Source organism: Actinomadura montaniterrae, assembly GCF_008923365.1.
Lineage (GTDB): Bacteria > Actinomycetota > Actinomycetes > Streptosporangiales > Streptosporangiaceae > Spirillospora > Spirillospora montaniterrae.
Genome location: NZ_WBMR01000063.1, coordinates 1 through 21631, shown reverse-complemented (window position 1 = coordinate 21631; position 21631 = coordinate 1). Strand labels below are relative to the sequence as shown.

Sequence of the window (21631 nt, the reverse complement as noted above, 5' to 3'; positions counted from 1 at the left end):
GCGGGGGCGGACGGTTACGGAAAGTTGTCGGGAAATTTCGGGATACGGGCGATGAGTTCTTCGTAGTGCCCTGGTCTGCCTGTGCGTCCGCTTCGGAGCGCCGCGGGAAGGGGGAGACCTCGATGTCGGATGCGTCACACTGTGTTGACCTCGAGTGCGGTCGAGGTCGGAGGCTGGACGCCGGGGAGCAGCGCAGACCCCGGCCAGAGTGTCGGACCCCCCTGGAATAGTCCCGAAGGCCGCGAAGTTTACTCGTTCGCGAAAGTGTCAGTCTCTGCAGTATTTTGCTGCGGTATCCCCGAGAACGTTCCCACGGTCCCTGCGTGCCCGCGTGCACGGGCCCCGACGATTGGAAGAGAGTTGACCGCTCCCGCGTCTTCGCAGACGGCGGACGGCCCGCTGGAGGACTCGGCCCCTGGAGGCGGGCTGGACCGCGGCGTGCTCGCGGTGGCCATGTGCGTCGTCCTCGGCGCGATCATGTCCATCCTCGACGTCACCGTCGTCAACGTCGCGATCAATGACCTGACCAAGGAGTTCGACGCCCCGCTGGCCACCATCCAGTGGGTGGCGACCGGGTACACCCTCGCGCTGGCCACGGTGATCCCGATCACCGGCTGGGCGGCGGCGCGGTTCGGCACCAAGCGGCTCTACATGATCTCGATCGGGCTGTTCGTGATCGGCTCGATGCTGGCCGGGCTGGCCTGGTCGGCGAGCTCGCTGATCGTGTTCCGGGTGCTGCAGGGCCTCGGCGGCGGCATGATCATGCCCGCCGGCATGACGATCCTGACGCAGGCCGCCGGCCCGAAGCGGGTCGGCCAGGTGATGAGCGTCGTCGGCATCCCGATGCTGCTCGGCCCGATCCTCGGCCCCATCCTCGGCGGCTGGCTGGTCGACGACGTGTCGTGGCGGTGGATCTTCTTCATCAACCTGCCGATCGGCATCGTCGCGCTGTTCATGTCCGCGCGGATCCTGAAGCGGGACGAGCCGCAGCGCGGTGAGCGCCTCGACATCCCCGGCCTGATCCTGCTGTCGCCCGGCCTCGCCGCGCTGATCTACGGCCTGGCCAAGGGCGCCGAGCTGAAGGACTTCACCAAGCCGGAGGGGCTGATCCCGACGGTGATCGGCGCCGTCCTGGTGATCGGGTTCGTGTTCCGGGCGCTGAACGCCAAGAGCCCGCTGATCGACCTGCGGCTGCTCAAGCGCCGCTCGGTGCTGGCCGCGTCCGGCACGATGGTGCTGTTCATGGCGGCGTTCATGGGCGCGATGCTGCTGCTTCCGCTGTACTACCAGACGGTGCGCGGGCAGGGCGCCCTGCACTCCGGCCTGCTGCTGGCGCCGCAGGGCCTCGGCGCGATGGTCACCATGCCGATCGGCGGCAAGCTGACCGACCGGATCGGCCCCGGCCGGGTGGTCCTGGTGGGCCTGGTCGTGGTGGTGCTGTCGGTGGCGGGCTTCGCCGCGATCCTGGAGGCCGACACGTCCTTCTGGGCGCTCGGCGCGGTGCTGTTCGTCATGGGCCTCGGCATGGGCATGACGATGATGCCGACCATGGCGGCGGCCATCCAGACCCTCGAGCACGACGAGGTGCCGCGCGCCAGCACGATGCTGAACATCATCCAGCAGGTGTCGACGTCGCTCGGTACCGCGCTGATCTCGGTGCTGCTGGCGAACAAGCTGGCGTCGAACCTCAAGCCGTTCGGCGGGGGCGGCAACGCCAACGCGCAGGGCCCGGTCCCGAAGGCGGTCATGGACAAGATCGGCGGGCCGATGGCGGACGCGTTCCAGCACACCTACTGGTACGCGGTGGCGCTGCTGGCGCTGGCGTTCATCCCGGCGCTGCTCCTGCCGCGCAAGCGGCCGGACACCACGGCGGCCGCGGAGAAGGCCGAAGTGCCGATCGCGATGCACTAGGACGTCCCAGACGTCCGTGAAGCCCCGGTTCGGGAACCTGGTTCCCGGACCGGGGCTTTCGCCGTCCGCGGGCCTCTCAGCGCCGTCTGTGGACGGTTCCAACGCCGCGCTCAGGCGGTCGCCGCGCTCTGGTCCTTCCAGTACTCGTCGCGGAGCAGGCGCTTGTAGAGCTTGCCGGTGGGGTGGCGCGGGAGCTCGGCCCGGAAGTCGACGGAGCGCGGGCACTTGTAGTGGGCGAGGTGGTCGCGGCAGTAGGCGATCAGCTCGGCCTCCAGCTCGGGGCCCGCGTCGGCCATGGACGCCGGCTGGACGACGGCCTTGACGGCCTCGCCCATCTCGGTGTCGGGGACGCCGAACACCGCGACGTCGGCGACCTTCGGGTGTACCGCGAGGACGTTCTCGGCCTCCTGCGGGTAGATGTTCACCCCGCCGCTGATGATCATGTAGGAGCGGCGGTCGGTGAGGTAGAGGAAGCCGTCCTCGTCGACGTGGCCGATGTCGCCGAGGGTCGTCCAGCCGTGCCCCCAGGGGTCGCGGGACGCGTCGGTCTTGGCCTGGTCGCCGTGGTACTCGAACGACGGGCCGCCGCCGAAGTACAGCGTGCCGGGCGTGCCCGGGGGCTGCTCGGCGCCGTCCTCGTCCAGGACGTGGACCTCGCCGAGGATGGGGCGCCCGACGGTGCCCTTGTGCGCCAGCCAGTCCTCGGAGTCGGTGTAGACGAAGCAGTTGCCCTCGGTGCCCGCGTAGTACTCGTGCAGGATCGGGCCCCACCAGTCGATCATCCGCTCCTTGACCGGGACGGGGCAGGGCGCGGCGGCGTGCACGGCGCACGCGAGGCTCGACAGGTCGTACTCGGCGCGGACCTCGTCCGGGAGCTTCAGCATCCGGATGAACATGGTCGGCACCCACTGGCTGTGCGTGACGCGGTACTTCTCGATGGCGGCGAGGGCCTGCTCGGCGTCGAACCTCTCCATCACCACGACGGTGGCGCCGCACCGCTGGAAGATCAGCGAGTAGCGCAGCGGCGCGGCGTGGTACAGCGGCGCCGGGGACAGGTAGACCGAGTCCTCGCCGGCCCCGAACAGCCCGGTGATGAGCATGTAGAGCGGTCCGGCGGTGCCCATGGGGGCCTGGGTGAGCGGCGGTTTGACGCCCTTGGGGCGGCCGGTCGTGCCCGAGGAGTAGAGCATGTCCGAGCCTTCGCACTCGTGCTCGATCGGCTCGGCCGGGTGCGCGGCGACGCGTTCCTCGTAGGAGTCGTAGCCCGGTGCCGTGCCGCCGAGCATGAGGCGCAGCGGCACGTCCGGCGGGTCCTGCGCGGCGGCCTCCATGGCCGCGCTGGTGATGAAGGCCTTGGCCTCGCAGTTGCCCACGATGTAGGCGAGCTCCTCGGGCTGGAGCCGGGAGCTGATGGCGGTGTAGTAGAGCCCGGACCGCTGGGCGGCCCAGGCGATGGCCAGGTAGAGCGGGTGGTTCTCCAGCATGAACGCGATGTGGTCGCCCGGCCGGAGCCCTTCCGCGTGGAGCAGCTGCGCCAGCCGGTTGGACGCGTCGTTCAGTTCCCGGAAGGTGACGACCCGGCCGGAGCCCGCCATGATCACGGCGGGCTTGTCGGGCGTCTGTGCGGCTACGTGCCCCAGGTGCATGGCCGCACGTTACCGGGCCGGACGGGCGAATGGAATCCCGTTCGGTTTATTGGACGGTCAGACCAGCATGTGGTCGAAGTCGCCGTCCTTGGCCCCGCCCACGAACGCCTCCACCTCCTCGCGCGTGTAGACGAGCACGGCCCCCTCCGGGTCCCGGGAGTTGCGCACGGCGATCTCCCCGTTCGGGAGTTCGGCCATCTCGACGCAGTTCCCGCTGGGATTGCTGCGCCGGCTCTTCTGCCAGACCAGCCCGTCGCGCCAGTCCGGCATCTGGTGGCCGTTCATCGTTTGTGCCCCCTCAGGCGTCTCAGCCTCCCCCGACGGGAAGGCCGCGATCTCGCCCCACCCCACACCATGGTACGAGATGCACGTGCATTCGTTCTTGCATTCGTTCATGCAGACGGTCTTGCATCTGCACGACTTGGGGAGCAAGATAGCGAACGCTCGCCGGTACCGACCCAGCACGCCTTCGAGGTTCGAGAAATGACCGTTGACCAGGCAGACGACATCGCGGCCCACGCCGCCAGGGGCGGCCGCGGACCGCGGCACGCCCTGCACGCGCCCTGGCCGGACGCCCCGCAGGAGCCCGCGCGCCCGAACGCTCCCGCGAGCGCCCCGGTGACCCCGCCCGGGCTGGCCGGCCTGTGGCCCGCCGCCTACGCCGGCACCCCGCGCACCGCCCGCCGCGTCCTGCCCGCCGAGATCACCGCGCCCCGCACGGCGCGCGAGTTCACCCAGGCCACGCTGCGCGAGTGGGGCCTCGGTGAGGGCGCCGAGGACGTGGTGGTCGCCGTCTCCGAACTGGTGACCAACGCCCTGCGGCACGGCTTGGAGGGGCTGCCTCAGCCGCTGCCGCTGTGCCCGATCCAGGTCGTCCTCGTGGGGCACCCGCGGCGGCTCGTCGTCACCGTGACCGACCCGGGGGCGCGCGCGCCCGAGGCGCTGCCCAACGACCCCGACCGCTTCATCGAAGGCGGCCGGGGCCTGCTCGTCGTGGGCGGCGTCAGCGACGCGTGGGGCTGGGCGCGGCTGTCCACCGGCGGGAAGGCCGTGTGGGCCTCCTTCGACCTGCGGGTCAGCCCTCCGCGACGCTGACCGGCGACGGCACCGACCGGACCGGGCGCTCCAGCTCGCTGAGGAAGTCCTGCGCCCAGCGGTCCACGTCGTGCTCGATGACGCGGCGGCGCATCGAGCGCATCCGCCGGGCCTGCTCGGCGGGCTCGGCGCCGAGCGCGGCCAGCAGGGTGCCCTTCAGCCCGTCGATGTCGTAGGGATTGACCTGGAAGGCGCCCCGCTTCAGCTCGGCGGCGGCGCCGGCGAACTCGCTGAGCACCAGCGCGCCGCGCAGGTCGCGGCGGCAGGCCACGTACTCCTTGGCCACCAGGTTCATGCCGTCGCGCAGGGGTGTGACGACCATCACGTCCGCAGCCAGGTAGAGGGCGGTCAGCTCGGAACGGTCATACGAGCTGTGCAGATAGTGAATGACCGGAAACCCGATCTCGCCGTACTCGCCGTTGATCCGGCCGACCTGCTGCTCGATCTCCTCGCGCAGCAGCTGGTACTGCTCCACCCGCTCCCGGCTCGGCGTCGCGATCTGCACGAACACCGCCTGGCCCGGCTTGAGGTGGCCGTCGCCGAACAGCTCGCCGAACGCCTGCAGCCGCTGGGTGATGCCCTTGGTGTAGTCGAGCCGGTCGACGCCGAGCAGCACCGTCGCGTCCCCGAGGTCGCCCCGGATCTCCTGCGCGCGCTCGATCACCTCGGGCTGCCCGACCAGGTCGTTCAGCTCGCCGACGTCCACCGAGATGGGGAACGCGCGGGCCCGCACGACCCGGTCGTCCCAGAACACGTCCTGCTTGGAGTAGCGGGTGTCCAGCAGCCGGCGGCACAGCCGGACGAAGTTCGCCGCCGCGCCGGGCAGCTGGAAGCCGACCAGGTCCGCGCCGAGCAGCCCCTCGAGGATCTGCCGCCGCCACGGCAGCTGCCAGAACAGCTCGACGGGCGGGAACGGGATGTGCAGGAAGAAGCCGATGCGCAGGTCGGGGCGGAGCGCCCGCAGCATCGCCGGGACGAGCTGGAGCTGGTAGTCCTGCACCCAGACGATCGCGCCGTCGGCCGCGACCTTCGCCGCCGCCTCCGCGAAACGCCGGTTCACCCGCACATAGGCGTCCCACATGGCGCGGTCGTAAACGGGCGGGGCTACGACGTCGTGGTACAGCGGCCACAGCGTGGCATTGGAGAAGCCCTCGTAATAGAGCGCGACCTCCTCGGCGGACTGCGCGATCGGATGGAGCGACATGCCGTCCTCTTCGAACGGGTCGAGCTCCTCGCCGGGCGCGCCCGTCCAGCCGATCCACGTGCCGTTCCTGCGCCGCATCACCGGGGCGATGGCGCTGACGAGCCCGCCGGGGCTGCGCCGCCACGCCGGAACCCCGTCCGCCCCGACGCTCCGGTCCACCGGAAGCCGATTGGCCACCACAACGAACTCACTACCGCGCGACACCAGCGACCCGCCTCTCCAGGAACTCTCGGTCATCACCATGCCCAGAAACGGTCATCGGGAACATTGTGTCACTTCGACGTAAAGACCCGGTGACAGCAAAGCGGGATGTCAGGGAGGCGGGGCGCCCAAGGTCCGGTTTTGGACCGGACCATATCCCTTTCCAGGCTGGTGACGGTTGTTTACCGGAAAGTCACCTTCCCTGTACGTCACACAAGAAAAGTTGCGTAGATCACACTGACGCGGGGCGGCCGGCCACGGCACGCAGGTGCAGATGCCCGCCAGGCGCCTGCGGAACCGCCTGGTAGCGGCCTTCCAGAGCGCTTCCCAGTACTGCGAGTTGGGCCCAGACGACGCGCATGGCGTTCGCCTGGGCGCGCGCGGGCACCGGGTCGCGTCCGTAGGCGCCGATGCGGGTCGGTTCGTGGAGCATCCGGAGCATCGTCTGGGCGCCTGGTTCGCGCGTGCAGTACAGGTCGATGCGGACGTCCCGAGGGTCGACGGGCGCGGGTTCCGCTTCGGGCAGGACGGTGACGTGCGCGGTGCCGGAGCCGTCCGCACTGCGCACGGCCCGAGGCCCCTCCTTAAGGACGGACCAGGGGCCGGGCCCCTCCTCCCCCGCCGTAATGCCCAGCATCGCCCAGTGCGGCGGCGGGTCGTTGTAGAGGTGCTCGACGTGCCAGCCTCTGGCGCGGGCGTCGTCCTCGTAGGCGTTCACGACGGCCTGGACGGGACGATGGCAGCCGGCCTCCGCGTCGATCAGCACGATCACGTCGTACGGGTCGAAGGGATCGCGCGCGGCGACGGCGGCGGCAAGCTCCGCGCGCAGGGACGCCGCTTCCCGCTCGATCCGGTCGGCCTCGGCGCGCCAGGCGGGGTCGGCGGCCAGATCGCGGGCGTCGCGCAGATCGTCCAGGAGCGAGCGAAGGCGCAGCGCGTCCTCGTTGAGCGGCCGTAGTGCCGCTGCGCAACGCCGCAGCCTGCGCGCGCGCCGGAAGTCCCTGTGGACGCGGGGGTCGGCAAGCTGCGCCTCCAGTGCGGCGTATTCGGCCGTCACCGCCTCCCACGCGTCCATGGCGCCATCCTCGCAATGCGGCGGCCCCTGCGCACGGGTACCGCGCGCAGGGGCCGATAAGGGACGGATCAGACGCGCGCGGGCTCCCGTCCGGGGACCTCGGTTCCGTTGCGGCGGGCCAGGCGGCCCCACAGGGCGGCGTCGAGCGAGAACCGCCCGCCGCCGGCGAGGGCGAACAGCAGCGCGGCGGCGCCGAGCATCAGGACGTACTCGTAGCCGCCCTTCTCCGAGAACAGGCCGTGGTCCTTGTGGACGAACCAGAACGCGCCGGCCATGTCCACGGCGATCAGCACGCCGGCGACGGGGAGCAGGACGCCGAGGACCAGCGCCACTCCGCCGGCCAGCTCGACCCAGGTGCCGAAGTAGGCCGACGCGCCGGGCATCGGGATGCCGCGCCCGTCGAACTGCGCGGCGACCGCCGCGTGGCCGGTGTCGTGCAGCTTCTGCCAGCCGTGCGCGATGAAGATCGCGCCGAGGGCCAGCCGGCCGATCAGCAGTCCGGCGTCGGGCAGCAGGGGATGGCGTCGGGCGGGGAGCATGCCGGTCCTCCGGTGTCTCTCGTCGATGGTTAAAAGTTGAACCAACTGGACCGTAGCAGAGGTCGTTCAAATTCAGACCATCTAGAAACTTCAATCCGAATCCAGGTCAACTAGAATCACCCCATGACGGACGCGGGGGACGCCCTGGACCCGGCCGAGCTGCGCGCCTGGACGGCCTTCCTGGCCGCCGGCCACCTGCTCGACCACGAGATCGAACGCCAGCTCAAGCGGGACGGCGGGCTGTCGCACGCCGAGTTCGAGGTGCTGGTGCGGCTGCACCGGGCCGACGGCGGGCGGCTGCGCATGTCCGACCTCGCGCGCGAGGTGATGATCTCCAAGAGCCGGCTCACCTACCAGATCACCCGGCTGGAGCGGGCCGGGCTCGTCAAGCGGACCGGCTGCGAGTCCGACCGGCGCTCGGTGTGGGCGGAGCTCACCGAGGACGGCGCCGCGACCCTCGACCGCGTCCGCCCCGGCCACCGCGGCGTCGTCCGGGAGGCCCTCATCGACGTCCTCACCCCCGCGGAGATCGAGGTGCTCGGGGACGCCCTGACGCGCGTCGGCGACCGCCTCCGCGCCCGCTGAGCGGCACCTCCCGCCGCGAGGGCCCACTCGGGGGGTACGGTGCCCGAGCCCTGGGCGGGGTTTCCTGGGCGGGGCGGCACTGAGACGCTCGGTTCCATGCGGGACTTCGGCGGGATCGTGGAGCGCGCACTGGCGCGGGTGGTGCGGCCGGGCGGCGCGGACGAGGTCGCCGAGGCGCTCCGGGAGGCGCGCGCCCGGCGCCTGGACGCGGTCCCCCGCGGGTGCGGGCACTCGACCTTCGGCCAGTCGCTGACCAGCGGGCTCTGCCTCGACATGCGGGGCCTCGCGGGCGTCGAGGACGTCACGCCCGGGCACGCGGTCGCCGGTGCCGGGACGACGTGGCGCGAGGTGCTGGCCGCGACGCTCCCCCACGGCCTCGTCCCGCCCGTGCTGACCGACTTCCTCGACGTCACGGTCGGCGGGACGATCTCGGCGGGTGGCGTCGGCGGCACGTCCCACCTGCACGGGACGCAGGCCGACCACGTCCTCGCCCTCGACGTCGTGCAGGACGGGCGCGTCGTCCCGTGCTCACCCGACGCCCGGCCGGAGCTGTTCGACGCGGTGCGGGGCGGGCTCGGCCGCCACGGCGTGATCACGAGCGCGACGCTGCGCCTCGTCCCGGCCCCGGAACGGGTGCTGACCTGCACGATCCCGTGCCGGGACGCGGCCGGTCTGCTGCGCCTGCAGGGCGAGATCGCGGCCGACGACATCTCCGGCCAGGCCAAGCCGTCGCCGGACGGGTGGCGGTACGAGATCAAGGCGACCCTGTACGGGGACGGCCCCGTCCCGGCGGGTACGACCGAGACCGAGGAGCTGCCCTTCTTCGCGTTCGCCGACCGCATGCGTCCCGACGTCGAGGAGCTGGTCGCGCTCGGCGAGTGGGCGCGGCCGCACCCGTGGGCCATGGTCTTCGTGCCGCGCGACCGTGCCGCCGACGTCATCGAAACCACGCTCAAGGAGATGGCGCCGCGCGACCTCGGCCTCAGCGGCGTCGTCCTCGTCAAGGCGCTGCGCGTCGGGCACGTGCCGATGCTCGCCGCGCCGCCGGAGCCGGTGCTGTTCAGCGTGCTGAAAACCGCATCCCCCGGGTCCGCGCCCGTCCCGGAGATGCTCGCCGCCAACCGCGCGCTGCTCGACCGCGCCCGCGCGGCGGGCGGCACCAGCTACCGGGTCGGAGCGATCCCGGATTGATTTCAGCCCGCGCGATGAGTTTCGGACGGCTCGCCGGTCTACCCGCGATGTCGATCCACACGACGCGGCGCGGCGGGCCGCGGGGGCCCCGCCGCGAAGCCGCGCCGGACGGTCACGCGACGACCGGATAGGCCGACTGGAACGCCAGGCGGCCGTCCGCGCCCGCGGCGAGACGGTCGCAGGCGTCGTCGAGCTCCATGAAGACCTCCCACTTCTCGGCGCCGGACGCGGCGGCCAGCACGTCCACGACGCGCTGCTCCAGGTCGGGGACGCGCTTGGCCTTCCAGACCTTGTCGGCGAGGCTGACGAGCAGGTCGTCGGCGCCGATGCCGGGGCCGTCCCAGGACGCGTGCGTGCGGGCGAACCGGGCCAGCCGCTCCTCGACGCCGCGTTCCCGGAGCAGCGCGTGGCCCGCCGCCTCGTGCCGCGACCCGGGCCCCGACAGCTCCTCCGGATACAGGGCCTTGCCGATGTCGTGGGTCGCCGCGCCGAACAGGACGGCGTCGCCGTCCACGGCGAGCGCCGGGTAGCGGCCCGCGACCCAGGCGAGGAGGTCGGCGGCGACGTCGTGGACGGCACGCAGATGCGCCGCCAGGCGGGGCGGCGCGTCCAGGTCCTCCAGCAGCCGCGCGGCCTCGTCCGGCAGCGGGCGCGGGCCGGGGTCGGTGAGGGCGCGGCGCAGGGCGTCGGACGGCACGGCTACTGCGCCAGGGCGATGACCTCGGCGCCGGGCAGGCCCGCCAGGGCCTTGCCGGGCAGCAGGACCTTCGACCTGCGCAGGCCGCTGCCGATGACGACGCGGGGCGCGGCGGCGACCGCCTCGTCCACCAGGACCGGCCAGCCGGCGGGCAGGCCGACCGGGGTGATGCCGCCGTACTCCATGCCGGTGAGCGAGGTGGCCTGGTCCATCGGCGCGAACGAGACCTTGCGGGCGCCCAGGTGCTTGCGGACGACGCCGTTCACGTCGGCGCGGTCCGTCGCGAGGACCATGCACGCCGCGTACGTCACCTCGCCGCCGCGCTTGGCCGCGACGACGACGCAGTTCGCGCTGGCCTCCAGCGGCACGTCGTAGCGTTCGCAGAACGCCGCCGTGTCCGCGAGTTCCGGATCGATCGCGGCGGCCTCGGCGTCCGGGACGCCGCCGATCGCGGCGGCCACCGGGTCCGCCAGCAGGTCCGTCCGCCCGGCGGCGGGTTCCCAGTCGAGCTTGCCGACCATGGTCGTCTCCTCCCGTGTCACCGGCTCTCAGGAGCCGAGGTAGCGCAGCACCGCCAGCACGCGGCGGCTGTACCCGGCCGCGTGCGACAGGTCCAGCTTGTCGAAGATCGCGTTGACGTGCTTCTCGACCGCGCTCTGCGAGACATGCAGGTGCGCGGCGATCGAGGCGTTCGTGTGGCCCTGGGCCATGTGGTCGAGGACGTCGCGCTCGCGCGGGGTCAGCCGCGACAGCGGATCGGCGTGCGTGCTGTGCGCCAGCAGCCGCCGCACCACCTCCGGATCGAACGCGGCCCCGCCCGCGCCGACCCGGTCGAGGGCGTCCAGGAACTCCTCGACCTGCGCGACCCGGTCCTTCAGCAGGTACCCGACGCCGGCGGTGTCCGCGGTGATCAGCTCGGTGGCGTACCGCTTCTCGACGTACTGCGACAGGACGAGCACGCCGACGGCGGGCCACCGGCGGCGGATCTCCAGCGCAGCGCGCAGGCCCTCGTCGGTGTGCGTCGGCGGCATCCGGACGTCCACGACGACGACGTCCGGCGGGCTGCCCTCGACCGCCGCGATCAGCGCGTCGCCGTCGCCGACGGCCGCCGCGACCTCGTGGCCCTCCTCGGCGAGCAGCCGCACCAGGCCCTCGCGCAGCAGGGTGGAGTCCTCGGCCAGCATCACCCGCACGGCAGCTCCGCGGTGATCACGGTGGGGCCGCCGGGCGGGCTGTGCACGGCGAACGTCCCGTCCAGCGCGGCGACCCGGCGGGCCAGCCCGGCGAGCCCGCCGCCGGACGGGTCGGCCCCGCCGGTCCCGTCGTCCTCGATGCGCACACCGATCATTGTCCCGGATCCGGCGACCTCCACGCGTACCCGTCCGGCGCCGGAGTGCTTGGCGGCGTTGGTGACGGCCTCGCAGACCACGAAGTACGCGGCGGTCTCGACCGCGTGCGGCGGGCGGCCCGGCACGTCGTAGCCGATCGTCACCGGCACCGCGGACCGCTCGGCGACCGACTCCAGCGCGGCCCGCAGCCCCTCGCCGTCGAGCGCCGCCGGGTACACCCGCCAGGTGACCTCGCGCAGGTCCGCCAGCGCCCGCTGCGACTCCTCGTGCGCCTGTTTCAGCAGCTCGGACGCCCTCTCGTGGTCGCCGGCGCGGCGCGCGCGGCCGATCAGCATGCCGAGCGCGACGAGCCGCTGCTGGACGCCGTCGTGCAAGTCCCGCTCGATGCGGCGGCGCTCGTCGTCGACCGCGTCCACGACCTCGGCGCGGGTGACGGACAGCTGCGCGATCCGCCGCTCGTACTCGGCGAGGGGGCTCGGGCCGAGGCAGCGGCGCGCGACCGCCCGCTCCAGCGCCGCCACCCCGACCAGGCCCTGGACGGCCAGGAACAGCAGGACGATCCCGGCGACGCCGGTGTACAGGACGATCCACCAGGTCGGTGGGATGCCGTCCAGATGGCGGCCGGTCACCCACCAGCCGAGCGCCAGCTCGACGCCCGTCGCGGCGCCAACGCCGATCAGACCGAGGATGACCCCGCCGAGCAGCCCGACCGGCACCCGCAGGACGAGGTAGGCCAGCGCGCGCAGCGGACCGTACTCGGCGGCGCCGGCCTCGCCGAGGAACGCCAGCCGGCGGCGCTCCAGCTCGGTGAGGCGGCGCGCGCCGTCCGCGACGACGGCCGGCACGGCCCGCTGCCCGCGCGAGAACGCCAGCGCGTACGCCATCAGCAGCGCAGCGGCCGCGAGCAGGACGAGCTCCACGGCGGCGGTGACCGCACCGAGCAGCAGGCCGGCCACGGCCCGCGCCGCCGCCACGGCCGGAGCGCGCGGGCCAGGGCGGCGGGCGGGCGGCGGATCAGAAGATGCGGTCACGTTCGAGTTCTCGGTGGGGGCGCGCGGGCGTCCCGCGGTGCCGTCCACCGCGGGACTTCACGATACGCACCGCCAGGAACGCCGCGACCGCGACGGCCACCGCCGCGACCACCGCCTTGGAGTACACGCCGACGAGGTCCTCGACGGCCGTCCAGTTGTCGCCGAGCCAGTAGCCGGCCAGCACGAACACCGTGTTCCACAGCAGGCTGCCGAGCGCCGTGTAGAGCAGGAACGTCGCCATCCGCATCCGCTCCAGCCCGGCCGGAACGGAGATCAGGCTGCGGAAGATCGGGATCATCCGCCCGAAGAACACCGCCTTGCCGCCGTGCCGGGCGAACCAGGCCTCGGTGCGGTCGAGGTCGGCGAGCTTCACCAGCGGGAGCCGCGCGACCAGCGCGCGGATCCGGTCGCGGCCGATCAGCGCGCCGACCCCGTAGAGGGCCAGCGCGCCCGCCACCGAGCCGAGGGTCGTCCACACCAGCGCGGCGGCCAGGCTCATCCGGCCCTGCGCGGCGGTGAAGCCGGCGAGCGGGAGGATCACCTCGCTCGGCAGCGGCGGGAACAGGTTCTCCAGCGCGATCGCCACCCCGGCGCCGGGCGCGCCGAGCTGCTCCATCAGGTGCGTCGCCCACCCGGTCACACCGCCGGACGGCCCGGTCCCGGCCGCCGCGGACGCCATCGCGTACGTCGTCTCGATCATGCCTTCGACGCTAGGAACGGGACGTCCCCGCCACCATGGAGCGCACCGCCGACCCGTCCGGACGCGCACCGCAGGCGCGCCCCTGCGGAAAACCGCACCCCGTGCCGGAACGGGCCGGGCAAAGCCGCGAAAACCCCGCCGGGCACGGCGGATCGGCCTAATCTTGGGCCATCTCGTTCCGCCCCGCAGGCGTTCGACGCGGGGTCCAACAGAAGGAGCCGCACGCGTGGCCGACGAACTCCCGGAGAGCGCGCCTCCCGGCATCGACACCTCCACGCCGACGTTCGCCCGGGTGTACGACTACTTCCTCGGCGGCAAGGACAACTTCGCCGCCGACCGGGAGGTGGCCGACATGGTGATGCAGCTCGTCCCGGAGGCGCCGGTCGTCGCGCAGGGGAACCGGGTCGCGATCGGCCGCGCGGTGACGTACCTGGCGGGCGAGCTCGGCATCGACCAGTTCGTCGACATCGGGTCGGGGCTCCCGACGGCGTCCAACGTGCACCAGTTCGCCCGGTCGGCGAACCCGGACGCGCGGGTGGTGTACGTGGACAACGACCCGATCGTGCTGGCGCACGGCCGCGCGCTGCTCACCGAGCAGGGCGTCGCCACGTTCATCCAGGGCGACCTGTACGAGCCGGAGAAGATCTTCGCCGACCCGGCGCTGACCGGGCTGATCGACCCGGGCCGGCCGGTCGGGCTGATCCTCGCCGCGATCATCCACCACGTCCCGGACGAGCGGGACCCGGCCGCGGTCGTGCGGGCGCTGCACCCGTTCCTGCCGGCGGGCAGCCACGTCGTGCTGACGCACCTGCACGACGCGGGCGACGACCCTCGGGTCGAGGAGGCCAAGCGGATCCTGCAGTCGGGGCTCGGCGGGTCGTACTTCCGGCACTCGTCGCAGATCGAGCGGTTCATGGACGGGCTGACGATCCTGGAGCCGGGGGTGGCGAACGTGACGGAGTGGCGCCCGAACGGTCCGAAGGGCCCGCTGGAGCACCCGCTGCACAGCCAGATGGTGGCGGTGATGGGACGCAAGGACTGATCATCGGGTGGGGCCCGGTCACGGCGGCGGAGAGGGGCCGGATTCAGCGGAGAGTGAAACCGGCGGCGTCGCCCGCGCGGCCTCCGCGACGCTCGGACGCCCCGATTCCGCAGGCCGTGCGGGTTCCGGACGGTGCCCGGGCCGGGTTTCGGTCCCCGTGCCGATCATGGTCCAGGCGAAGATTCTTTTCTGATCGACTTTTCCGTTAAGAGCCTTTCTTGTACCGTTCGCAGGGTTTTGTGAAGTGAATTCATGATCGGACTTTCCCGCCACAAGATCATGTAAGGACGCCGAGATGCCCCTGGCGACTGGCCTGGCAGCGGCCGCGCTCCTCGGCCTGCTGACCCTGCTGGCCACCGCACGGCGCGCCGGGCGCCGACACCGCCCGCGCGACGAGCACCCCGAGTCGCTGACGGCCGTGCTCGCCCCCGGAGAGGAGGAGTACCTGGCCTGGCTGGCCGACCACCACTGGCCGGGCGACGAGTACCTCGACCTCGAGCACGAGTGGCGGGACGAGCTGGGCCTCCCCGACCCGGCCGAGCAGCCGCTGTGCCCGCAGTGCGACCGGCGCTGCGAGGACGTCTGGCCGTGCCCGACCTGCGGGCGCCTGCTGCACTCCTCGTGCGGGCACGGGATGCGGCGCCGGTGGGTCGACCGCCCGTACCGGGCGCACGGGATGAACTCCGAGGCCGTCATCGCCGAGTGGATCTGCACCGGGTGCCTGTCGGTCGTCGGGCTCGACGTGGACCACGGCGGCGAACCGGACGAGGGGCTTCTGCGCTGAACGTCCCGATGTGCCCCATCTTGTCCGGAGGCACACGCGACGAACGGTAAAGAATCCCTCAATCACTTGCATATTTCGGACGAACGGCGGCAGGCTTCCACTATGTCCTTAATCACAGGGACGTCCGTGGAGGAACCCGTGACCGATCAACGCGCCCCGTCCTGCCCGCACCAGCCGCCGTGCCCCCGGCCCGACGCGCTGGACCGCGAGGCCGCCCGCACCGTCGCCGCCCACCCGGAGCAGGGCTGGAGCCTGCTCTGCAACGGCATCGTCGTCTTCGAGGACACCGGCGAGCTGCTGCCCGACGGCCGCGTGATCGCACCGCACCGCCCGACGACCGCCGCCTAGCGCCGCGTCGCGGCCCGCGGGTCCCCGCGCCTCCTCCCCGCATCCCGCCCGCGAGGCCGCCGCGCTCCGGCGATCAGGCCGGCCCGATCCTGATCGGGACGCCGTTCAGCCATGCCATCCCGGCCAGCGGCTCCAGGTCCGCCGGATCCGGCGACGCGAGCACGTTGACGTTCGCGCCGCCCGCCGCGTTCGCCGTCCGCCAGCCGCCCCGGTGCCCCCACCCGTGCGGGACCGCGACGGTGCCCTCGGTCATCTCGCCGGTCACCAGCGCCGGCAGCTCGATCGACCCGTGCGGCGAGGTGATCCGGCACGGCGCGCCGTCCTCGATCCCGTGCGCCGCCGCGTCCTTCGGGCTGATCCGCGCCGCCTGGACGCGCCCGCCGCGCATCAGCGCGGGCGAGTTGTGCATCCACGAGTTGTGCGACCGCATCTCCCGCAGGCCGATCAGCCGCAGCGGGAAGCCGTCCGGCGGCTCCGGCGCCCCGGCCAGCCGCCGCACCTCGGCGGCGATCTCCGGCGGGGCGAGATGCACCCGCTTGTCCTTGTGCAGGATGCGGCGGCGCAGCCTCCCCGTCGGCTGATGCTCGGCGAGGACGACCCCGTGCGGCGCCTTCCGCAGCCTGCGCAGGCTGAGGCCGCCGCTGAGGCCGCCGCTGAGCCCGCCGCCCTTGCCGATGAGTCGGCGCAGGCCGTACCAGTCCCCCGCCGGGCCCGTGCGCAGCAGCGCGTCCACCAGGGACCGCGGCGACGGCCGGACGCCCAGCCGGTGCGCGAGCCGCTGCAGCGGGAACGCGCCGACCCCGATCCCCATCCGGCGGGCCAGCGCGTCGATGATCTCCCACTCCTGGCGGGCCTCGCCGCGCGGCGCGACGACCGGCTCCGTCCACGTCACGTACGGCGTGAGGTGGTTCTGCAGGAACGGCAGCGGGAGGTCCTCACGCTCCAGGAACGTGGTCGCCGGCAGCACGTAGTCGGCCTTGCGGCCGGTGTCGGTGACGTACAGGTCGATGGTGACGAGCAGGTCCAGCTCGTCCAGCGCCCGGCCGAGCGCCTCGCCGCCCGGGACGCTCAGCGCCGGGTTGCCGCCGGAGACGATCAGCGCCCGGAGCCGTCCCGGGCCCGGCGTGGTGATCTCCTCGGCCATCACCCCGGCCGGGAACGTGCCGAGGATGTCCGGGTATCCGCCAACCCGTGAGCGGGCCTTGCCGTAACTCGCCAGGCCGGACAGCCGGAGGATCTGGTCCAGCCACAGCGGCGCGGCGCCGAAGACCGCCCCGCCCGGACGGTCCAGGTTGCCGGTCACCAGCGTCACGGCGTCGATGAGGAACGCGGTCAGCGTCCCGTGCCGGCCGAGGCAGGTGCCCGTCCGGCCGTACACGACGGCCCGCTCGGCGCGCGCGAGATCGCGCGCCAGTTCCCGGACGGTCGCCGCCGGGACGCCGCTGCGGGCCTCGGTCTCCTCGGGCGGGAAGCCGTTCGCGAGCGCCCGCAGCTCGTCGGCGCCGGACGCCTGGCGCGTGCAGGCGTCCCGGTCCTGCAGCCCCTCCTCGAAGATCACGTGGAGCATCGACAGCAGCAGCCAGGCGTCCCCGTCCGGACGGACGGGCAGGTGCTCGTAGGCGCGGGCCGTCTCGGTCCGGCGCGGGTCGGCGACGACCACCCGGCCGCCGCGCGCCACGATCGCCGACAGGTCCTCGCGGATGCGCGGCGCGGTGATCAGGCTGCCGTGCGACACCAGCGGGTTCGCGCCGAGCATCAGCAGCAGGTCCGTGCGCTTGAGGTCGGGGATCGGGACCAGGACGGGCGCCCCGTACAGCAGCGCGCTCGCCGCGAACCGGTTGTTCACGTCCTGCGACCCCGCCGAGTACAGGTGCGGCGACTTCAGCGCCGCCATGAACCCGTTGAGCCACAGCGGATGGCTGTAGGAGAACGTCGCCGGGTTGCCGAAGTACCAGCCGATCGACGACCCGCCGTGCTCGCGGCGCAGGGCGTTCAGCCGCGCGGCGATCCCGCCGAGCGCCTCGTCCCAGCTCACCCGCTCGAACTCGCCGTCCGGGCGGCGCCGCAGCGGGTGCAGGACGCGGTCCGGGTCGTTCTGCACCTCGGTCATCGCGACGCCCTTCGGGCAGGCGAAGCCCTTCGACAGCGGGTGCTCCTCGTCGGGGCGGATCCGGACGACCGTCCCGTCCTCGACGGTGGCCTCCAGCCCGCACAGCGGCTCGCAGATCCGGCAGTAAGTGGTCACTGACGCCATGCGTCCGATTGTGCCACCGTCACCTGATCACGTGCCGGTCGTATCCGAGCGCGACCAGCTCCTCGTACGCCGCCCACGCCGCCGCCGGGACCGGCATCGGCACCTGGAACCCCCGCTCGGCGTACACCTCCATCCGCTGGAGGTCGCCCACCATCAGCTCGATGAACCGGCGCTCGTCGTCCCCCGTCCCGTACGCCTCGTACCCGAGGTCCGGGCAGGCGGCGATCCAGTCCACTCCGGGCCACTGTTTGCGCGCCGTGGCCAGCGCCCGGCGGGTCATGTACGGCTTGGCGACCAAAATCCCGCTCCGCAGATCGAGCCGTCCGTCAAGCAGCCGTCTGGTCGCGGTGATGTTCTCCCCCGTGTTCGTGGCGGTCTCCTCGAGCAGCAGAGCCCCCTCCGGGACCCCGTGCTCGCGCGCCACACGTGCGAAGACCTGCGCCTCCGTCTCCGTCCACGCCGACGTGATCTTGCCGCGCCCGCCGGTGACGACCACCACCGGAGCCCATCGCGCATGCCAAAGCCTCGCCGCGTGCGCCGCCACCCGCGTGTCGTGGCACCCCAGGGCGAGGATCGCGTCAGCCTTGGAGAGGGGGCCGGTGAGCACCAGGTGGTCCCAGACGACGCGGGCCAGCTCGCGGGCCCGCGCGTCGACCGCTCCGTGAGACTCCACCGCGCCATTGTCTCCGGCGGCCCGCATGTCGGCTCCCATCCGATAGGTCGTCCAGGTAGCGTTCAACTGTTTTGCTACTTACGTAAGAATCATGTGGAACTCGACCGCGAAAGGACGGGGTGGTGTCGTGATCACAGTCCTGGTCCTGGTGTCAGTGGCCGCCCTGTTCGGCCTGTGCCTGCTCCGTCCCGCGGCGCCCCCGGCCCCGGACGAGCCGCCCGCCACCGAGCCCGCCACGCCCACCGAGCCCTTGGCGGCCGCCGACCCCGGCGGCGTCCATCCCGAGTCCATGACCGCCGAACTCGACCCGGGCGACGAGGAGTACCTCGCCTTCCTCGCCAACGAGCTCTGGCCCGAGGACGAGTACCTCGAACCCGAGCACACCACCGACGGCGAAGAAGAATCCGGCGGCAGCGACATGCTCCTCTGACCGCCCCGGCGGGTGGTCAGGGGTGGGGGTTTTCGAAGAGGGCGCTTACGGACTCGCCGTTGTGGATGCGGCGGACGGCCTCGGCGAGGGCCGGGGCGATCGAGAGGACGCGCAGCTTCTCGCCGCGCTCGCCGGCCGGGACGGGCACCGTGTTGGTGCAGACGATCTCCAGCACGTCCGGCTCGGCGGACAGCCGCTTCAGCGCGCCGGCCGCGAACAGGCCGTGGGTGCAGGCGATCCGGATCGTGCGGGGGCCGAGCTCGCGGAGCCGGTCCAGCAGCTCCAGGACGGTGCTGCCCTTGGCGATCTCGTCGTCCAGCACGATCACGTCCCGGCCCGCGATCTCGCCGATGACCGAGCTGATCTGCACGCGGTCGTCGGAGAAGCGCTGCTTGGCGCCGGCCGCGACCTGCACGCCGAGCAGCCGCGCGAAGGCCGCGGCCTCCTTGGCGTTGCCGAGGTCCGGCGAGACGACGGTGGTGCGCGACAGGTCGTACCGGCGGAAGTGCTCGGCGAGCTCGCGGAGCGCGTGCAGGTGGTCGACCGGGACCGAGAAGAAGCCGTGCACCTGCGGCGAGTGCAGCGTCATGGCGAGGACGCGGGACGCGCCGGACGCGACGAGCAGGTCCGCGACCAGGCGGCCGCCGATCGAGATGCGCGGCGCGTCCTTCTTGTCGGAGCGGGCGTAGGAGTAGTGCGGCATCACGACGGTGATGCGGCTCGCGGACGCGCCGCGCGCCGCGTCGCACATGAGGAGCAGCTCGACCAGGTTCTCCTGGACGGGCGCGACGAGCGGCTGGATGAGGTACACGTCCCGCTCGCGGCAGTTGGCCTGGAGCTGGACCTCGAGGCAGTCGTTGGCGAACCGGGAGACCCGGGCCGGGCTCAGCGGCACGCCGAGATGGGCGCAGACCTCGGCGGCGAGCTCGGGGTGGGCGCTCCCGCTGAACACGGCGATCTCTCGCACGAACCGCTCCTCACAGGTGGACTCCGGCGGGCCTCGGACATGCTATTGGGCGGGGGCCGCCCGGTCCCGGACCGCGCCCGGCGGCGTCACGGCGTGAGGGGCTCGCGGCGGGGCCGGATCGTGCGGTGGCTGATCAGCCAGCGGCCGCCGTCGCGGACGACGGTGTCCTCGTAGGTGGCGCTGGCGCAGCGGTGGTCCGGCAGTACGGCGATGGCCTTGGAGACGGCGCGCGCGCTGTCCCCGTCGCCGGCGGTGACGACGACGTTGGTGACGTGGTGGGCGAGGGGGTTGCGGTCGCCGAGGTCCAGGCCGGCTTGTTTCAGCGCGGCGCGGCCTTCGATCAGTCCGCCGCCGGCCGCGGTCACGTCGTAGACGACGTCCTCGGTGAACAGCTCCGTCATGCGGTCGAGCTCGCCGGTGTCGGCGTAGTGGCCGTGCAGCGAGATCAGGTCGGTGATCGCGAGCCGGTCCTCGGTGGTGAGGGGCATGGGATTCCTTCCGGAGAGATAAACGGTGAACTCCCCGTTTATCGGCCAGCGTAGCGGGGGCGATCTGAAGGGGCAACGGCCGCCGCCTCGCGAAGCACGGGACGCGCCGTGCCGTGCTGGGCTAGCGTTCAGCGGGGGAACGCCCCCACGGTCGTCCGCGCAGAGGCAGGCATGAGCACAGTTGCGGCCGAACAGGCCGGCGGCGGCTTCCACGAGGAGTGGGAGGCCGGGCCGACCGTGGCCAGGATGGTCCTCGGCGCCCAGCTGCGGCGGCTGCGCGAGGCCGGCGGCCACAGCCTGGAGGACGCCGAGGCCGTGCTGCGGCGGCCGCGGGAGTGGATCAGCCGGCTCGAGCTCGGCCGGGCGGTGCTGCGGCTGCGCGAGGTCGCCGACCTGTGCGCCGCCTACGGCGCCACGGACCGGGCCGCGCTCGCCACGCTCCTCGGCCTGGCGCGGCAGGCGAACGCGCCGCGCTGGTGGGCCGCGTTCCGGGACGTGGTCCCGCCCTGGTACGAGCCGTACCTGGAACTGGAGCAGTCGGCCAGCCTCATCCGCGCTTACGAGGCGCAGGTCGTCCCGGACCTGCTGCAGACCGAGGCGTACACGCGCGCGCTGATCGAGGAGCACCGGCCCGCGGGGGACGCGGAACGGCTCGCCGCGCTGCGGGCCGTCCGGCGGCGCATCCTGGACAGGCCCGCGCCCGCGCGGCTCTGGGCGGTGATCGAGGAGGCCGCGCTGCGGCGCGCGCCCGGTGGGCGGGCGGTCGCGTTCGCGCAGTTCGAGCACCTGCTGGACGTCTGCGACCTGCCGCACGTCACCCTGCAGGTGCTGCCGCTGGCGGCGGCCGAGGCGCCGCCCGTCGCCGGCGGCTCGTTCACGCTGCTGCGGCCGCCCCAGCCCGAACTGCCCGACGTCGTGTACGTGGAGCGGCTGAACGGGGCGGTGTACCCGTCCGGGCCGGACGCGGTGCCCTACTGGCACACGATGAACCGGCTCGTGCTGGCCGCCGCGCCCGCCGCCGCGACGCAGTCGATCCTGTGGCGGATCCTGCGCGGGCTGTGACGGCGATACCGCCACGGCGGGGCCGCGGGGCTGGCAGCATGAAGGCGAACAGGTCCGCTCCCTGCCGGCAAGGGCGACCAGACATGATCGACGACGTTTCCCGGCCCACCGGGCCGGACGACTTCATCGGCGCGCTCAACGCGCTCTACGACTCCTGCAACCGGCCGCCGTACCGCAAGCTCGCCGAGGTCTCCGAGCATCTCGGCGACGTGTACGGCCGGCGGGACCTGCCGTCGCTGTCGACGACCGGGATCTTCGACGTGCTCGCCGGGCGGCGCAAGCGGCTCCCGTCCGCCGCCTGGGTGGCGAGCTTCGTGCTGTCCTGCCAGCGCCGCGCGTGGGAGACCGGCGTGCGCCCG

At 72.8% G+C, this 21631-nt stretch carries 24 protein-coding genes; 10 read left to right on the top strand and 14 right to left on the bottom strand.

Features of this window, described 5'->3' with window-relative positions; genetic code table 11:
- Window positions 1-360 precede the first annotated feature (360 nt).
- Entirely contained in the window at window positions 361-1911 is a 1551-nt protein-coding gene (locus F9B16_RS21910; protein ID WP_225991837.1) for a DHA2 family efflux MFS transporter permease subunit, read from the top strand.
- A gap of 110 nt (window positions 1912-2021) precedes the next feature.
- Here F9B16_RS21910 and F9B16_RS21905 read toward each other — a convergent pair whose 3' ends face one another.
- Window positions 2022-3557, bottom strand: a complete 1536-nt coding sequence (locus tag F9B16_RS21905) for an acyl-CoA synthetase (protein WP_151541975.1) — start codon at window positions 3555-3557, stop codon at window positions 2022-2024.
- A gap of 57 nt (window positions 3558-3614) precedes the next feature.
- A complete protein-coding gene (locus F9B16_RS21900) occupies window positions 3615-3842 on the bottom strand; it encodes a DUF397 domain-containing protein (RefSeq protein ID WP_151541974.1) in 228 nt (75 codons plus the stop codon).
- Window positions 3843-4040: 198 nt separating this feature from the next.
- On the opposite strand from F9B16_RS21900, the gene F9B16_RS21895 reads away from it, so the two are divergent.
- Window positions 4041-4652 carry an ATP-binding protein gene (locus F9B16_RS21895; protein WP_151541973.1) on the top strand — a complete coding sequence of 204 codons (612 nt, stop codon included), beginning with the start codon at window positions 4041-4043 and terminating at the stop codon, window positions 4650-4652.
- Here the strand turns inward: F9B16_RS21895 and F9B16_RS21890 are convergent.
- The 3 genes from F9B16_RS21890 to F9B16_RS21880 form a co-directional block, all read right to left on the bottom strand.
- Complete coding sequence (locus tag F9B16_RS21890) at window positions 4633-6093, bottom strand: alpha,alpha-trehalose-phosphate synthase (UDP-forming) (protein WP_404800512.1); 1461 nt, start codon at window positions 6091-6093, stop codon at window positions 4633-4635. The genes F9B16_RS21895 and F9B16_RS21890 overlap by 20 nt on opposite strands.
- Before the next feature lie 196 nt (window positions 6094-6289).
- Window positions 6290-7132 carry a PCRF domain-containing protein gene (locus tag F9B16_RS21885; protein ID WP_151541972.1) on the bottom strand — a complete coding sequence of 281 codons (843 nt, stop codon included), beginning with the start codon at window positions 7130-7132 and terminating at the stop codon, window positions 6290-6292.
- A 68-nt stretch (window positions 7133-7200) separates the two neighbouring features.
- Complete coding sequence (locus F9B16_RS21880) at window positions 7201-7671, bottom strand: DoxX family protein (protein WP_151541971.1); 471 nt, start codon at window positions 7669-7671, stop codon at window positions 7201-7203.
- Between the two features lie 123 nt (window positions 7672-7794).
- On the opposite strand from F9B16_RS21880, the gene F9B16_RS21875 reads away from it, so the two are divergent.
- Both F9B16_RS21875 and F9B16_RS21870 read left to right on the top strand, forming a co-directional pair.
- Complete coding sequence (locus F9B16_RS21875; protein ID WP_151541970.1) at window positions 7795-8256, top strand: MarR family winged helix-turn-helix transcriptional regulator; 462 nt, start codon at window positions 7795-7797, stop codon at window positions 8254-8256.
- Window positions 8257-8352: 96 nt separating this feature from the next.
- A complete protein-coding gene (locus F9B16_RS21870) occupies window positions 8353-9447 on the top strand; it encodes an FAD-binding protein (RefSeq protein ID WP_151541969.1) in 1095 nt (364 codons plus the stop codon).
- 112 nt (window positions 9448-9559) lie between these two features.
- Here F9B16_RS21870 and F9B16_RS21865 read toward each other — a convergent pair whose 3' ends face one another.
- The 5 genes from F9B16_RS21865 to F9B16_RS21845 are packed head-to-tail and all read right to left on the bottom strand — an operon-like array spanning window position 9560 to window position 13224.
- A complete protein-coding gene (locus tag F9B16_RS21865; protein WP_151541968.1) occupies window positions 9560-10144 on the bottom strand; it encodes an HD domain-containing protein in 585 nt (194 codons plus the stop codon).
- Window positions 10145-10146: 2 nt separating this feature from the next.
- The gene (locus F9B16_RS21860; protein WP_151541967.1) at window positions 10147-10665 is read right to left on the bottom strand and encodes a YbaK/EbsC family protein; all 519 of its coding nucleotides are present in this window, start codon (window positions 10663-10665) and stop codon (window positions 10147-10149) included.
- Between the two features lie 27 nt (window positions 10666-10692).
- Window positions 10693-11337 carry a response regulator gene (locus F9B16_RS21855; protein ID WP_151541966.1) on the bottom strand — a complete coding sequence of 215 codons (645 nt, stop codon included), beginning with the start codon at window positions 11335-11337 and terminating at the stop codon, window positions 10693-10695.
- Window positions 11328-12524 (bottom strand): sensor histidine kinase, encoded by a 1197-nt coding sequence (locus F9B16_RS21850; protein WP_225991836.1) that lies wholly within the window; start codon window positions 12522-12524, stop codon window positions 11328-11330. Before F9B16_RS21850 ends, F9B16_RS21855 begins: the two co-directional genes overlap by 10 nt.
- A complete protein-coding gene (locus tag F9B16_RS21845; protein ID WP_151541965.1) occupies window positions 12508-13224 on the bottom strand; it encodes a DedA family protein in 717 nt (238 codons plus the stop codon). The genes F9B16_RS21850 and F9B16_RS21845 overlap by 17 nt, the downstream gene beginning before the upstream one ends.
- Window positions 13225-13450: 226 nt before the next feature.
- Between F9B16_RS21845 and F9B16_RS21840 the strand changes: the two genes are divergently transcribed.
- From F9B16_RS21840 to F9B16_RS21830, 3 genes are all read left to right on the top strand, one after another.
- Complete coding sequence (locus F9B16_RS21840; RefSeq protein ID WP_151541964.1) at window positions 13451-14266, top strand: SAM-dependent methyltransferase; 816 nt, start codon at window positions 13451-13453, stop codon at window positions 14264-14266.
- Between the two features lie 295 nt (window positions 14267-14561).
- Complete coding sequence (locus tag F9B16_RS51040) at window positions 14562-15050, top strand: hypothetical protein (protein WP_192808922.1); 489 nt, start codon at window positions 14562-14564, stop codon at window positions 15048-15050.
- A 138-nt stretch (window positions 15051-15188) separates the two neighbouring features.
- Window positions 15189-15398 (top strand): DUF5999 family protein, encoded by a 210-nt coding sequence (locus F9B16_RS21830; RefSeq protein ID WP_190858671.1) that lies wholly within the window; start codon window positions 15189-15191, stop codon window positions 15396-15398.
- A gap of 73 nt (window positions 15399-15471) precedes the next feature.
- Here F9B16_RS21830 and F9B16_RS21825 read toward each other — a convergent pair whose 3' ends face one another.
- Both F9B16_RS21825 and F9B16_RS21820 read right to left on the bottom strand, forming a co-directional pair.
- Window positions 15472-17652 carry a molybdopterin-containing oxidoreductase family protein gene (locus tag F9B16_RS21825; protein WP_151541962.1) on the bottom strand — a complete coding sequence of 727 codons (2181 nt, stop codon included), beginning with the start codon at window positions 17650-17652 and terminating at the stop codon, window positions 15472-15474.
- A 19-nt stretch (window positions 17653-17671) separates the two neighbouring features.
- Complete coding sequence (locus tag F9B16_RS21820; RefSeq protein WP_192808921.1) at window positions 17672-18325, bottom strand: YdcF family protein; 654 nt, start codon at window positions 18323-18325, stop codon at window positions 17672-17674.
- A 127-nt stretch (window positions 18326-18452) separates the two neighbouring features.
- Here F9B16_RS21820 and F9B16_RS51035 point away from each other — a divergent pair, with 127 nt between their 5' ends.
- Entirely contained in the window at window positions 18453-18755 is a 303-nt protein-coding gene (locus F9B16_RS51035; protein WP_192808920.1) for a hypothetical protein, read from the top strand.
- A 16-nt stretch (window positions 18756-18771) separates the two neighbouring features.
- Here the strand turns inward: F9B16_RS51035 and F9B16_RS21810 are convergent, their stop codons facing one another.
- Window positions 18772-19722 carry a ribose-phosphate diphosphokinase gene (locus tag F9B16_RS21810; protein WP_151541960.1) on the bottom strand — a complete coding sequence of 317 codons (951 nt, stop codon included), beginning with the start codon at window positions 19720-19722 and terminating at the stop codon, window positions 18772-18774.
- A gap of 86 nt (window positions 19723-19808) precedes the next feature.
- A complete protein-coding gene (locus F9B16_RS21805) occupies window positions 19809-20210 on the bottom strand; it encodes a nuclear transport factor 2 family protein (RefSeq protein WP_151541959.1) in 402 nt (133 codons plus the stop codon).
- Window positions 20211-20381: 171 nt separating this feature from the next.
- On the opposite strand from F9B16_RS21805, the gene F9B16_RS21800 reads away from it, so the two are divergent.
- Window positions 20382-21272: a helix-turn-helix domain-containing protein gene (locus F9B16_RS21800; protein WP_151541958.1), complete on the top strand. Its 891-nt coding sequence runs from the start codon at window positions 20382-20384 to the stop codon at window positions 21270-21272.
- Between the two features lie 83 nt (window positions 21273-21355).
- Window positions 21356-21631, top strand: a 276-nt coding sequence (locus F9B16_RS21795; RefSeq protein WP_151541957.1) for a hypothetical protein, incomplete at its 3' end; no start/stop codon positions are given.